Annotated in this window: 12 protein-coding genes, 3 tRNA genes and 1 rRNA gene; 7 read left to right on the forward strand and 9 right to left on the reverse strand. The window is 48.0% G+C overall.

Translation table 11 applies throughout. From position 1 onward, the window contains the following. The first annotated feature begins 342 nt into the window (after positions 1-342). Positions 343-969 (forward strand): 16S rRNA (guanine(966)-N(2))-methyltransferase RsmD, encoded by a 627-nt coding sequence (rsmD, locus tag L9P36_RS13335; RefSeq protein ID WP_237467776.1) that lies wholly within the window; start codon positions 343-345, stop codon positions 967-969. Then, on the forward strand, positions 953-1255 hold the full coding sequence (locus L9P36_RS13340; protein ID WP_237467777.1) for a DUF1145 domain-containing protein: 303 nt from the start codon (positions 953-955) through the stop codon (positions 1253-1255). The genes rsmD and L9P36_RS13340 overlap by 17 nt, the downstream gene beginning before the upstream one ends. A gap of 109 nt (positions 1256-1364) precedes the next feature. Here the strand turns inward: L9P36_RS13340 and L9P36_RS13345 are convergent, their stop codons facing one another. After that, a complete protein-coding gene (locus L9P36_RS13345) occupies positions 1365-1898 on the reverse strand; it encodes a DUF3332 family protein (RefSeq protein ID WP_237467778.1) in 534 nt (177 codons plus the stop codon). Positions 1899-2102: 204 nt separating this feature from the next. Here L9P36_RS13345 and L9P36_RS13350 point away from each other — a divergent pair, with 204 nt between their 5' ends. Beyond that, positions 2103-3290, forward strand: a complete 1188-nt coding sequence (locus L9P36_RS13350) for a BaiN/RdsA family NAD(P)/FAD-dependent oxidoreductase (RefSeq protein WP_237467779.1) — start codon at positions 2103-2105, stop codon at positions 3288-3290. Positions 3291-3401: 111 nt separating this feature from the next. Here L9P36_RS13350 and L9P36_RS13355 read toward each other — a convergent pair whose 3' ends face one another. Then, on the reverse strand, positions 3402-4055 hold the full coding sequence (locus L9P36_RS13355; RefSeq protein WP_237467780.1) for a MarC family protein: 654 nt from the start codon (positions 4053-4055) through the stop codon (positions 3402-3404). Positions 4056-4221: 166 nt separating this feature from the next. Here L9P36_RS13355 and L9P36_RS13360 point away from each other — a divergent pair, with 166 nt between their 5' ends. Next, positions 4222-4977, forward strand: coding sequence for a phosphatase (locus L9P36_RS13360; RefSeq protein ID WP_237467781.1), 756 nt, complete (start codon positions 4222-4224; stop codon positions 4975-4977). An 87-nt stretch (positions 4978-5064) separates the two neighbouring features. On the opposite strand, the gene L9P36_RS13365 is transcribed toward L9P36_RS13360, so the two are convergent. The 4 genes from L9P36_RS13365 to L9P36_RS13380 form a co-directional block, all read right to left on the reverse strand. After that, entirely contained in the window at positions 5065-5673 is a 609-nt protein-coding gene (locus tag L9P36_RS13365; protein WP_237467782.1) for a GDSL-type esterase/lipase family protein, read from the reverse strand. Positions 5674-5837: 164 nt separating this feature from the next. Next, a tRNA-Pro gene (locus L9P36_RS13370) sits at positions 5838-5914 on the reverse strand. Between the two features lie 3 nt (positions 5915-5917). Next, positions 5918-5993: transfer RNA gene (locus L9P36_RS13375), tRNA-His, on the reverse strand. Positions 5994-6015: 22 nt separating this feature from the next. Continuing rightward, positions 6016-6092: transfer RNA gene (locus tag L9P36_RS13380), tRNA-Arg, on the reverse strand. 222 nt (positions 6093-6314) lie between these two features. On the opposite strand from L9P36_RS13380, the gene L9P36_RS13385 reads away from it, so the two are divergent. After that, positions 6315-6758 (forward strand): c-type cytochrome, encoded by a 444-nt coding sequence (locus L9P36_RS13385; RefSeq protein WP_237467783.1) that lies wholly within the window; start codon positions 6315-6317, stop codon positions 6756-6758. A 15-nt stretch (positions 6759-6773) separates the two neighbouring features. Here the strand turns inward: L9P36_RS13385 and rep are convergent, their stop codons facing one another. Beyond that, positions 6774-8792, reverse strand: a complete 2019-nt coding sequence (rep, locus tag L9P36_RS13390; RefSeq protein ID WP_237467784.1) for a DNA helicase Rep — start codon at positions 8790-8792, stop codon at positions 6774-6776. A gap of 412 nt (positions 8793-9204) precedes the next feature. Here rep and ubiK point away from each other — a divergent pair, with 412 nt between their 5' ends. Further along, entirely contained in the window at positions 9205-9459 is a 255-nt protein-coding gene (gene ubiK / locus L9P36_RS13395) for a ubiquinone biosynthesis accessory factor UbiK (protein ID WP_237467785.1), read from the forward strand. Between the two features lie 120 nt (positions 9460-9579). Here the strand turns inward: ubiK and ilvC are convergent, their stop codons facing one another. Further along, on the reverse strand, positions 9580-11064 hold the full coding sequence (ilvC, locus tag L9P36_RS13400; RefSeq protein WP_237467786.1) for a ketol-acid reductoisomerase: 1485 nt from the start codon (positions 11062-11064) through the stop codon (positions 9580-9582). Positions 11065-11177: 113 nt separating this feature from the next. Here ilvC and ilvY point away from each other — a divergent pair, with 113 nt between their 5' ends. Beyond that, on the forward strand, positions 11178-12065 hold the full coding sequence (gene ilvY, locus L9P36_RS13405) for an HTH-type transcriptional activator IlvY (protein ID WP_237467938.1): 888 nt from the start codon (positions 11178-11180) through the stop codon (positions 12063-12065). A 149-nt stretch (positions 12066-12214) separates the two neighbouring features. On the opposite strand, the gene rrf is transcribed toward ilvY, so the two are convergent. Continuing rightward, positions 12215-12330, reverse strand: a 5S ribosomal RNA gene (rrf, locus tag L9P36_RS13410). Positions 12331-12399: the final 69 nt, after the last annotated feature.

The following is a 12399-nucleotide window of genomic DNA, read 5'->3' on the forward strand; positions in this document are numbered from 1 at the left end:
GTATCAGCCGCGTGGTCTTGCTCTGCAATCACATCTTGCGCAGTCTCAACCTCTTGCGCCGCAGTCACTTCTGGAGAAAGAATTTCAGGAGATAGCGCCTCAGGAGCTTGAGATTCAATACTTGACGTGACGTCATCGGTCACAGATGAGGCATCATTTTCTACCTCATTCACTGCTTGTTCAGTGCTTGCTGTTTCTTCCTGCTCTTTCTTTCCGAAGCCGAACCAAGAAAATAACCCGCGTTTCTTCTTTTCTGCCATTGGCAAACCCTAACCTTTGGTTGATACAATAATGACGCACAATTGGTTTATGGTATCACTTTCTCTACGGGCAAAAAATTCTATGGCGCCACGTCCTCGACATATTTCTCGCAGTGCGCCTCGCGCTGCATCACAAAAACCCACTGGGCAGATTCGAATTATCGCCGGACAGTGGCGTGGCCGTAAGCTACCAGTGCATGATGCACAAGGGTTGCGTCCCACCACAGACCGAGTCAAAGAGACGCTATTTAACTGGTTGATGCAGAAAGTGCGCGGCGCCCGTTGTTTGGATCTCTTTGCCGGTAGCGGTGGTTTGGGATTTGAAGCGCTGTCTCGCTATGCCAGTGAAGTGGACTTTGTTGAGAAGGAGTCGCTCGCGGCTAACCAACTCAAACAAAACCTCGCTAGTTTGAAGTGTGAACAAGGACGCGTGCACCACACTGATGCGCTGCAATTTTTGCAGCAACCCGCAAAACCTTATGATCTGGTGTTTCTTGACCCACCTTTTCACCAAAATCTACTGGCTGATGCCTTGGCTTTGTTGCAACAATCGGGTTGGCTTCATGAGGGGAGCTGGATCTATATCGAAACCGAACGCGATTTAGCCCTCACACTTCCGGCACATTGGCACTGTCATCGCGATAAAACGGCAGGCCAAGTCCATTATCGACTTTATCAATGCGAGCAGAAAAATGACGACGTTCTTTAATTGGCTAGCCAAGCTGGGTATGTTGGCGGTTTGGGGATTGTGGAGTTATAACTGGTTTGTTCCACTTGAGGGGCTAGCCAGTGCCATTCTTACGGGTATGGGCTTTCTCGTACTAGTCTTGCATCTACTTCAAGTGGCGCTAGCAGCCAGCGCAGTGAAAGCGATGAAACAGCAGATGACCGCTTGGGATAAGCTCAATGTACTACTGTTTGGTACTTTTGGTTTAATCGATATTCGCCGCAAGTACCTGCAAATGCCTAATGACAACAGCGTCAAAGCACCTTAAGTCAAAGTGCCTAAATTGCGCGTACATCTCCCCATTCTCTGGGCATAAAAAAATCCGCTATCACAGCGGATTTTTTGTATTCATTCTAATCAAACATGCCAGTGGCACATTAGATCATTCGCTCCGCTGCATAGGCTTGAAGCTCAGCTTGGCTGATTTCACCCATCAATACATCATCGATGTAAAGATGCATCATCTCACCCACACGTACGCCGTGAACTTTTTGCGTCACCCCATCTTCATAGGTGACTTGCATGCTAATGGCGTTATCTTCCACTGATAGCCATTGGGCTGATTTCACCTGTGGTGCATCGATTTTTGCCAATGGTGGGCGGGTTAAATCGCTGTCCACTTTTGAGTTTACTTTGAAAATGGCGCCAACAGGCTGATCCACAACCGCAGGTGATTTACCTGTGATGATGTTTTTACCAGTCCAAAACTCAATGGTGTTAAACAGGAAAAGATCGACTGTCGCAGCAGCACTGTAGACAGGTGACAACAACATAAACAAACCTGCACGTGCATAGCGGTTATCCACCACACTCAAGTTTGCTTTGGTCACTAGCTGGCTTAGACCCATTTGGCCCATACAGCCAGTCAGTAGCGTTGTTGCCAATGCAGCGGCAACCAATGATTTACGCATCGCTTTATACTCCTCGAAAAAAAGCGGCGCGATTATATAGTGGCGAAAAAAAATGCATATCAAAAAATCGTTAAGGTGACGATTTTTATGATTCTCTAAGCAACTGCGGATGCAACAACAGATTCGATACAGTCAACCCTGAAACTGTCGCACTTTTGGCCAAAGCTGCGTAGAATGCGCAGCCGATTCATGGGGAGTAAAACAATGCAACAGCAACAAGTGATCATCATTGGTGCCGGCGCGGCAGGCTTGATGTGCGCAGCAACCGCAGGTTATCGCGGCAAACAAGTCCTAGTGCTGGATAACGCTAAACAAGCCGGACGCAAAGTGCTGATCAGTGGCGGCGGTCGTTGCAACTTCACCAACCATGATGTGAGCGCGCACAACTATCTCTGTGCTAATCCTCATTTCACCAAAAGTGCGCTGGCGCGTTTTTCTAACCGTGATTTTATTGAATTGGTTGAGCGCCATGGCATCGATTACGAAACCCGTGATCATGGCCAACTGTTTTGCTTGGATAGCGCCAAGGATATCGTCAATCTGCTGCTCACCGAGTGTGAGTGGGCTGGCGCGCAAATTCAGCTGCGCACCGAAATTCTCAGCATTACTAAACATCCTGAGCAAGGGTTTGTCGTAACCACCAGCAATGGTGACTATCACTGTGAACAACTGGTGATCGCCACGGGTGGTTTATCCATGCCCAAACTGGGCGCGACGCCTCTGGGTTATCGTATTGCCGAACAATTTGGTATGGCGCTTTGCCCAACACGCGCAGGTCTTGTGCCCTTTACCCTACATGATCATGATAAAGAGCAGCTCGCAGCACTGTCAGGCATTGCGGTGCACAGTCGCATTACACCTGCGCAGGGACCAAGCTTTGAAGAGAACCTGCTATTTACCCATCGCGGCCTATCTGGTCCTGCGATTTTACAAGTTTCCTCTTACTGGCAAGCCGGCCAAGCCATTAGCGTTGACCTCTATCCACAGGGTGATATTGAAACTGCACTCAAAGCAATGGCAGAAAAACATGGCAACCTAAGCGTCAAAAACGCCCTCTCTCGCTGCCTGCCAAAACGTTTAATCGAAGCTCTCGTCTCAGCACACGCATGGCGCGAATTCAGCTTAAAGCAGATGCAGCATGCCGACTGGGATGCACTCAAAGCGCAGATTCATCAATGGCAAGTCAGCCCCAATGGTACAGAGGGCTATCGCACCGCGGAAGTCACTCTGGGCGGCGTGGATACCGATGGTTTGTCTTCTAAAACCATGGAAAGTAAAACCGTACCGGGTCTGTACTTTGTTGGCGAGGTAATGGATGTCACCGGCTGGCTCGGCGGTTATAACTTCCAATGGGCTTGGAGCTCAGGGTATTGCTGCGGCTTAAGCCTTTAGGGTTGTGTTGAGACAATAAAGATTGCCCGTAAGCAATAAAGTTAGCGCCTTTCATCGAAATAAAAAATGAGCGACTCAGTCGCTCATTTTTTTATCACGTCACTTGAATATTTATAGCTGTGAATGTGCGTTGAGCGGTGCCCAATCAAATAGCAAGTAAGCATCATGGACCCCTTGCAAGAACATCTGAGTGCCGATCACAGTCAAAATTAATCCCATTAAACGAGAGATCACCGAGACCAAATCCGGCCCCAGAATCGCCATCAAACGTTTACCTGATAAAAAGCAAAGAAGCGTGATCACGCAAAGCACCGCAAAGGCAATCAAGGTGGTAATGATATGACCCACACCGCCAGCCGCAGAGAAGTTCATCGCTGTGGCAATGGTGCCGGGGCCGGCCAAAATTGGAATCGCTAGAGGTGAAATCGCCAAATGACTGGCGTCGCTCTCTTGCTCGTTGGCTTGATGCAACTGCGAACTACCACCTTGCAACATGTGATAACCGATCAGCGCCACCAGCACACCACCCGCTAAACGCAGCGCAGGTAAGGTAATACCAAAGAGATGAAACAAGCCCTTACCAATCAAGCTAAAGACCGCAATGATAAGAAACGCACTCAAAATGGCCTGAAATGCCACCTTGCGCTGAGTGGCAGCCGCTAGACTACCGGTCAAACCCACGAAAACTGCGGTATTGGCGATGGGATTCATCACCGCAAAGAACCCCATAAATGCGGTCACTGCAGTGGTTATAAGATCGCTCATTCTTCCCCCTAAAAATGCGTCTCAAATTGAGTTAAAGTATAGAAATAGAACAGATTGACGTATGGTCTTATCTATCTGAATCATCTTTTATAAACCATACGCTGTTATCTTACCGCGTTTTGCTCGTCACGCGCGCTTTCACTTCCATTGAATAAGGACAGTCAGAATGCAGTTGGTTGTCGATACCCATACCCACACCTATGCCAGTGGCCATGCTTACAGCACCTTGCTTGAAAATGCACAGGCAGCAACCGAGCAAGGTCTACAACTCTTTTGCACCACAGATCACGCAGGATCCATGCCTGGCGCGCCCTATTATTGGTTCTTCATTAACCAACGGGTGATTCCGCGCAAACTGCATGGGGTTGGGGTGCTTCGCGGGGTTGAGGCCAATCTACTTAATGTGCAAGGCGACATCGATATACCGCTCGAGGTCGATCCGCACTTAGATTGGGTAATCGCCAGCTTTCATGAGCCGGTGTTTCGCCCACAGTCAGCCAAGGAACATACCGAAGCACTACTTCGTGTCATTGAGTCAGGCCGCGTCGATGCACTGGGGCATTTAGGGAACCCCAATTTTGATTTCGATTTTGCGGAAGTGGTGAGCTGCGCCAAAGCGCATCACGTGGCGATTGAGATCAATAACAGTTCATTAAAAGGCATTAGCCGCGTCGGCAGCCAAAGCCGCTGCCGCGCGATCGCGGAAGAAGTGATTCGCCAAGGCGGCCTCCTGACCACAGGCACAGATGCGCATTTTTGTACCGACATTGGTCAATTTGCGCCAACGCAAACGCTATTGTCTGAGCTCAATGTGGAGACTCAGCAAGTGATCACCCACAGCGTGCCGCAATTTCTTCACTTTTTAAATCAGCGCGGTCACCACGCCTGCGCTGATGAATTTGCCGCACGCTTTGATTTGTAATCTTGAGTGAAAGCGAAAGTTCAACACTAAAAACAACAAAGCCCGCAATTGCGGGCTTTGCTTTATTCTGCGGCGTCAGTAACAGCCTTAGTTTAGTGCGCCATGTGCTCGAAGCAGCGCTTCAATCTGGTTGGCAAACTCAGCATAGCCATCCGCATTCAGGTGAATCATGTCCGATTTATATTCACGCTGATAAAGCAGATCCCCTAGCATGCTCGGTGCATAAACCAGATCATATCGCTCAGCGAGTGCATCATAGAGCGGCGCGGTTTTCGACATCAATTTCTTCTCAGGTACCCCAATGAGCACCACTGGCACCAACTGCGCCTGTGCGTATTCAATCATCGCCGCTAGATTTTGCTCGGTCTGCGCCGCAGATTGTTGTCGCAAAATATCATTACCACCCATCAATAAAATCACCAATTGTGGCTGCGCTTGCTCAAAATTTTGCGCAAAACGTGCGAGCCCCTGCGCGGTGGTTTCACCAGAGACGCCGGCCGCCACCACATTGAGCCCAGTATTGCGCGCCAACACAGCGGGATAGCTTTGCTCAGCTGATGCGCCCACACCGGCAGTTAAACTATCGCCAAAAGCCAACACGGTATCACCCGCCAATAAAGGGTTTAAACGCGGCTGCGGTTCACTACAACCAAGCAATCCAGTGAAAACAAAAATCAGGGGAATCCAATAACGCATCAGCATGACTCATCACAATCCAAGATAAGTGTCATCAAAACATGAATTGGTTGATGAATCATGAGCCAAGAAAAGCTTGTGTGAGATGAAAGGAAAAAAGAGATGAAATGAACGTTTGTTAGAATGCAAAAAAGCCCGCTCAAAGAGCGGGCTTTTTCTGAATTTGGTCGGTGAAGAGGGATTCGAACCCCCGACCCTCTGGTCCCAAACCAGATGCGCTACCAAACTGCGCTATTCACCGAAATGGGGTGGCTAACGAGACTCGAACTCGCGACAACTGGAATCACAATCCAGGGCTCTACCAACTGAGCTATAGCCACCATAATTTTTCTACCGGAGTTTTGGCGCGCCCGAAAGGATTCGAACCTTCGACCTTTGGCTCCGGAGGCCAACGCTCTATCCAACTGAGCTACGGGCGCTTTGCCCTGTCGGCGGATGGGGATATTACGGATATCGCCCCCCCGCGTCTAGTCTTTTTTTCGATTTTTTTTGCAAAAACCTTTCGCTTGCTGCGTTTTTCATCACCTCGCAGAAAAAATCAGCGAAATGAGCAAATCCCCGCCGAGTGAATATACTCAAAGAAGGGTTCCAGCAGAGAACACAGTAAGCCTACTGAGGATCACAGGGAAGTACAAGTGACTATGACAAAGAGATACGGAAAGACTCACACATCAAACAGATTTTTGATACAAGCGCTTTTGGCGATCACAGGTTTGTGTATGGTGCCCTCGGCGCAAACACAAACCGCGCAAGATGCCGATCTAATTGAACGAATTCGCCCCATCGGCCAAATTTATGTCGCGGGTGAAGTGGAATTAGTGACCGCCGCACCTGAGGTGATTCCCACCACAGGACTAGAAGTCTATGAACAGTTTTGTGGTGCTTGTCATCAGGCGGGCATTGCGGGCGCCCCTATGATTGGCGATCAAGCCGCCTGGGCCCCTCGACTCGCCAAGGGAAAAGAGACACTCTACCAACATGCCATTGGCGGCTTTAATGCAATGCCAGCCAAGGGCGGCTGCAACAATTGTGATGATGCTTTGATTGTAGAGGCGGTGGACCACCTATTGGCGGCCCTTCCCTAAATTTAAAGCGAATACTTAGTCTTTTTTAAACATGGCGCGCAGGTTGGCAATGTGCGCCTTTCCTTTTTCCATGCGCTCTTCTTGAGTTTGCTGCGGTTTTTTACGCTGCCAGTCGAGATCGTCTTGGGGAAGCTCCTCCAAAAAACGACTCGGTGTGGGCTTAATCAATTCACCATATTGGCGACGCTCACGGCAAAGGGTAAAGGTCAACTCACGCTGCGCACGGGTGATCCCCACATAAGCGAGGCGACGCTCCTCTTCAACATTCTCTTCATCAATGCTGGTTTGGTGCGGCAAAATACCCTCTTCCATCCCGACCAAATAGACAAAGGGGAATTCCAAACCCTTGGATGCATGTAGCGTCATCAGTTGCACCTGATCGCTGTCATCTTCATCCTCACCGCGTTCCATCATATCGCGTAGCGTGAGGCGCTGGACCACTTCCTTCAGCGTTTTCACCTCTTGGTCATAGTTATCACCTTCCAGGTCTGCGGTGATCCAACTATAGAGATCTGAGACGTTTTTCATCCGCATCTCAGCAGCCTTAGGGCTTGATGAGGTTTCGTAAAGCCAATCTTCATAGTTGATATCGCGTACCAACTGACGCACAGCGGCAACACTATCACCGCGCTCAAGCTGATCGGCCAATTCCACCACCCAGCGCGTAAAACGGCGTAAAGACTCTAAACCGCGACCAGATAGGTGCTGCTCTAATCCCAGCTCAAAGCTGGCTTCAAACAAGCTCTTTTGTCGCATGTTGGCGTAGGTGCCGAGTTTTTCTAAGGTCACCGGACCAATTTCACGACGCGGTGTATTCACAATACGCAAAAAGGCATTGTCATCGTCATGGTTGGTCAGCACCCGTAGGTACGCCATGATGTCTTTGATTTCAGCGCGCGAGAAAAACGAAGTACCGCCAGTGATCTTGTAGGGAATACGGTTTTGCGTCAGGGCTTTCTCAAACAGCCGAGACTGGTGATTACCACGATACAAAATGGCGTAGTCTCGATAATTGGTTTTGCGCATAAAACGATGCGCAATCATCTCACCCACCACGCGCTCCGCTTCGTCTTCCTCATCCTTGGTTTGCATCACTTTAAGCATTTCACCATCAGGCAAGGCTGAGAACAGGGTTTTCTCAAACACGTGCGGGTTATTAGCAATCAAAATGTTGGCGCTGCGCAAAATACGCGAGGTAGAACGGTAGTTCTGTTCAAGCTTAATCACTTTCAGCGCAGGGAAATCTTGCTGCAATAACACCAAGTTTTGTGGACGCGCACCACGCCAAGAGTAGATCGACTGGTCATCATCACCAACCACGGTAAATCGAGCACGCTCACCCACCAGTAAACGCACCAATTCATATTGGCTGGTGTTGGTGTCTTGGTACTCATCCACAAGTAAATAGCGAATTCGATTTTGCCAGCGCTCACGCACCTCTTGATTGGTTTTCAGCAAAATCACCGGCATCAAAATAAGATCATCAAAATCCAGAGCGTTATAAGCTTTCATCTGACGCTGATATGCGTCATACAAAAATGCAAAGAGTTGAGCTTGCTCGCCTTGTGCCTGCGCTTTTGCTTGCTGCGGCGTCAACATATCGTTCTTCCAATTGGAGATATGTGAAATCAGTTGGCTCAGTAAGTCTTTATCCCCTTGCAGCTGCTTTTCGGTCAGCTCTTTTAACAATGCAAGCTGGTCTTGATCGTCAAATAGAGAGAAGTTGGCCTTTAATCCCAGCAGTTTATGTTCACGACGAATGATGTTGAGACCTAGGGTATGAAAGGTGGAGACCACCAAGCCGCGGCTCTCTTTACGGCCAAGGGTTTGGCCGACACGCTCTTTCATCTCGCGCGCGGCTTTATTGGTAAAGGTGACCGCTGCAATATGACGCGGCAACATGCCACACTGCTGCACCAAATAAGCGATTTTATTGGTGATTACTCGGGTTTTACCTGAGCCTGCACCAGCCAGCACCAAACAGGGACCACTGACATATTTTACCGCTTCATTTTGGGCTGGATTCAGTTGCATTGACGCGCCTTCTTTCGCTAATGGATGATGATTTAAAACCGCAGCATTGTAACGCGGTGCCCTGATTTGTCCATTTCCCAGCCATCCCATCCATACTCATAGATCTGAGTCAGTCCGCTTAGATGCAAGGAGGTCAAAGGATGATTGAAATCATCTCAGCATAATTCATCTTGGATAAGCTGGAGCCAACTCGCAATATCACCCAGCACGACAGCTAGGAGTATCACGACAAAAGATCGCACTCTTGCTGTTATCAATATTCTCATTCGATTGCGCTTCGCGACGATTATCGCAAAGGCGAATCTACATCAAAGCGAGTCACCCACGACCCTTTTTATTCCGCGATGAATTACCTACAATGCTTAACAAATATAATTCATGGGCCTTGTGCCCCACCATGAGGAATTTGCCCATGTTTGACCCGAAAAAATTGGAACAAATCGCCAAACAGATTCACGAGTCGATGCCACAACCCGTCAAAGAGCTGGGTAAAGATGTGGAGCAAAAGGTGCGCCAGGTCATTCAAAACCAACTTGGCAAACTAGATATGGTCAACCGCGAAGAGTTTGATGTGCAAACTCAGGTGCTCTTACGTACCCGCCAAAAACTCAATGACCTAGAGAAAAAGCTCGCAGAACTTGAAAGTAAATTAGTGGATAAAGCCTAAGCATCTTAACTAGCTGCTAATAGATACAAACTACGAACAACAACAAACCGTTCAATCAGCGTGTAAAAATGAAAAAGCCCCAAACAAAGTTCGGGGCTTTTTGCATTCAAAGCAGCGTGATTAATCACCAACAGCGATGCGTTTCATGTCTGTCATATAACCGCGAAGTTCTTCGCCGATATATTCAACTGGGTGATTACGGATCACTTCGTTCACGTGAATCAAAGTTGCGTTGTCCACTTGGTTTGATGCATTGCCCAAACCTTTACCAATCACATCGGTACCAACTTTTGGCATAAATTGATCGCGAAGCAGCGGTGTTGCAACATTAGCGAATAGGTAGTTACCGTATTCAGCTGTATCAGAGATCACCACGTTCATTTCATAGAGACGCTTACGCGCAATGGTGTTGGCGATCAATGGAAGCTCGTGAAGTGATTCATAGTAAGCTGACTCATCAATGATGCCAGATGCAGTCATCGCTTCAAATGCAAGCTCAACCCCTGCGCGAACCATAGCAACCATCAAAATACCGTTATCAAAGTACTCTTGCTCGCTGATCTTCGCATCAGTCACAGGATAGTTTTCAAAGGCAGTTTCGCCAGTTTCTTTGCGCCAGTTCAGTAGGTTCACATCATCATTGGCCCAGTCAGCCATCATGGTGCTTGAGAACTCACCAACAATGATGTCATCCATATGCTTGTTATAGAGCGGACGCATCAACTCTTTCAACTCTTCAGAAAGTTCAAATGCTTTGACTTTTGCAGGGTTAGAAAGGCGATCCATCATATGAGTGATACCACCAAACTTCAGCGCTTCAGTAATGGTTTCCCAGCCGTATTGCAGCAATTTACCTGCGTAACCAGCATCAATGCCTTCTGCAACCATCTTCTCAAAGCAAACAATTGAACCAGCTTGAAGCATGCCACATAGAATGGTTTGTTCGCCCATCAGGTCAGATTTTACTTCTGCAACAAATGAAGACTCAAGACAACCAGCACGATGACCACCTGTTGCAGCCGCCCATGCTTTGGCGATATCCCAACCTTCACCTTTTGGATCGTTTTCTGGGTGAACTGCAATCAGTGTTGGTACGCCAAAACCACGCTTATACTCTTCGCGCACTTCAGTACCTGGACACTTAGGTGCAACCATCACAACCGTGATGTCTTTACGAATCTGCATGCCTTCTTCAACAATGTTGAAGCCATGGGAATAACCCAAAGCGGCACCTTGCTTCATCAATGGCATAACGGTTTCAACGACATTGGTGTGTTGCTTATCAGGTGTTAGGTTCACAACAAGGTCTGCTTGTGGAATCAAGGTTTCGTAGCTACCTACTTCAAAACCATTGTCTTTGGCGTTTTTAAATGATTGACGCTGCTCATCAATCGCAGCTTGGCGAAGCGCATAGGCCACATCCAAGCCAGAATCACGCATGTTCAAACCTTGGTTCAAACCTTGCGCGCCACAACCAACGATCACCACTTTTTTACCTTTTAGGTAATCAGCTTCTGTCGCAAATTCGCCGCGATCCATAAAACGACAACGACCCAATTGGTCCAACTGCTGACGCAAGTTCAATGTATTGAAATAGTTAGCCATGATTTACTCCATGTAGTTCAGGCGGGCGGTATGCCCATTGCGATCATCCTAATCCAGCGCTAAGATTGCGGAAAGTGAAATATAAACAAGATATAGATGCATTAATCGCAATTATGAATATCAAAACACTGCAACTGTTTCTGCATCTATGTGATAGCCGAAACTTCGGACAAACCGCGCAGCAGATGCACACCAGTCCATCCGCGTTAAGTCGAATTATTCAACGATTGGAAGCGGATATTGGCCAAAGCCTGTTCTTACGTGATAACCGCAAAGTCCTGCTGACAGCTGCAGGTAAGCAGTTACTTCCTCACGCACAACGGATTGTTCAGGAATGGCAACAAGCCAAACTCAATCTGGAACAAAGTAAGGATTTACTGACTGGTGAGCTCTCGCTGTTCTGTTCAGTCACCGCCAGTTATAGTCATTTACCTCAGCTACTAAATAGTTTTCGGCAGCTTCATCCACAGATTGAAATTAAGCTCAGCACAGGCGATCCAGCGCAAGCCATTGAAGTCATACAACATGATCAGGCTGATATTGCGATTGCAGCAAAGCCCGCGCATTTACCAGAACCATTGGCATTTACTCAAATTGGCCAGATTCCGCTATCAGTGATTATTCCTGCAGGTACCTGTGGGTTTAGTGAGCACTTACAGTTGGGACAAATTGACTGGCAGCAAGTGCCGTTTATTGTGCCGGAAAGTGGCACCGCTCGTGAGCGAGCCAATGATTGGTTCCAGCAACAAAATATTCAACCCAATATCTATGCACAGATCGCAGGACATGAAGCGATTGTCAGTATGGTTGCGCTAGGCTTTGGTGTTGGGATTGCGCCCGATGTGGTGATTCAAAACAGCCCTATGAAACAGCACGTACAACGTGTAAGCGGAGAGGAAATCCCGCCCTTTGAACTGGGCCTTTGCTGCAAGAAGAGTCGCTTGAAGAATCCTCGATTAAACGCTTTTTGGCATCTCTTTGCCAGTCAGTCTGAACTATAGAACAGATATAAAAAAGGCCGCATGCGCGGCCTTTTTTATAACTTTTGTTCGTATCAATCGTACTTAATTCAAGAGTGCACGTTAAATCTTAAAAAATTGAAGACGAAAAAAAGCCCTTCACTTTCGTGAAGGGCTTTTTCGAATTTGAAGCCTGGCGGTGACCTACTCTCACATGGGGAAGCCCCACACTACCATCGGCGCAGCTGCGTTTCACTTCTGAGTTCGGCATGGAATCAGGTGGGTCCACAGCGCTATGGCCGCCAAGCAAATTTGTTAAATCTGGAAAGCTTTATTCGACTAGTTCTTGCTTCGTTCTCAACACAATCAAGCTTGT

The organism is Vibrio stylophorae (genome assembly GCF_921293875.1).
Lineage (GTDB): Bacteria > Pseudomonadota > Gammaproteobacteria > Enterobacterales > Vibrionaceae > Vibrio_A > Vibrio_A stylophorae.

Bases quoted from the DNA above. Each gene is read 5' to 3' on its own strand.
- L9P36_RS13350 (WP_237467779.1), top strand. From the start codon at position 2,103: ATGCAACAGCAACAAGTGATCATCATTGGTGCCGGCGCGGCAGGCTTG.
- rsmD (WP_237467776.1), top strand. From the start codon at position 343: ATGGCGCCACGTCCTCGACATATTTCTCGCAGTGCGCCTCGCGCTGCA.
- ilvY (WP_237467938.1), top strand. From the start codon at position 11,178: ATGAATATCAAAACACTGCAACTGTTTCTGCATCTATGTGATAGCCGA.
- rep (WP_237467784.1), bottom strand. From the start codon at position 8,792: ATGCAACTGAATCCAGCCCAAAATGAAGCGGTAAAATATGTCAGTGGT.
- L9P36_RS13360 (WP_237467781.1), top strand. From the start codon at position 4,222: ATGCAGTTGGTTGTCGATACCCATACCCACACCTATGCCAGTGGCCAT.
- L9P36_RS13365 (WP_237467782.1), bottom strand. From the start codon at position 5,673: ATGCGTTATTGGATTCCCCTGATTTTTGTTTTCACTGGATTGCTTGGT.
- L9P36_RS13355 (WP_237467780.1), bottom strand. From the start codon at position 4,055: ATGAGCGATCTTATAACCACTGCAGTGACCGCATTTATGGGGTTCTTT.
- L9P36_RS13345 (WP_237467778.1), bottom strand. From the start codon at position 1,898: ATGCGTAAATCATTGGTTGCCGCTGCATTGGCAACAACGCTACTGACT.
- ilvC (WP_237467786.1), bottom strand. From the start codon at position 11,064: ATGGCTAACTATTTCAATACATTGAACTTGCGTCAGCAGTTGGACCAA.
- L9P36_RS13340 (WP_237467777.1), top strand. From the start codon at position 953: ATGACGACGTTCTTTAATTGGCTAGCCAAGCTGGGTATGTTGGCGGTT.
- ubiK (WP_237467785.1), top strand. From the start codon at position 9,205: ATGTTTGACCCGAAAAAATTGGAACAAATCGCCAAACAGATTCACGAG.
- L9P36_RS13385 (WP_237467783.1), top strand. From the start codon at position 6,315: ATGACAAAGAGATACGGAAAGACTCACACATCAAACAGATTTTTGATA.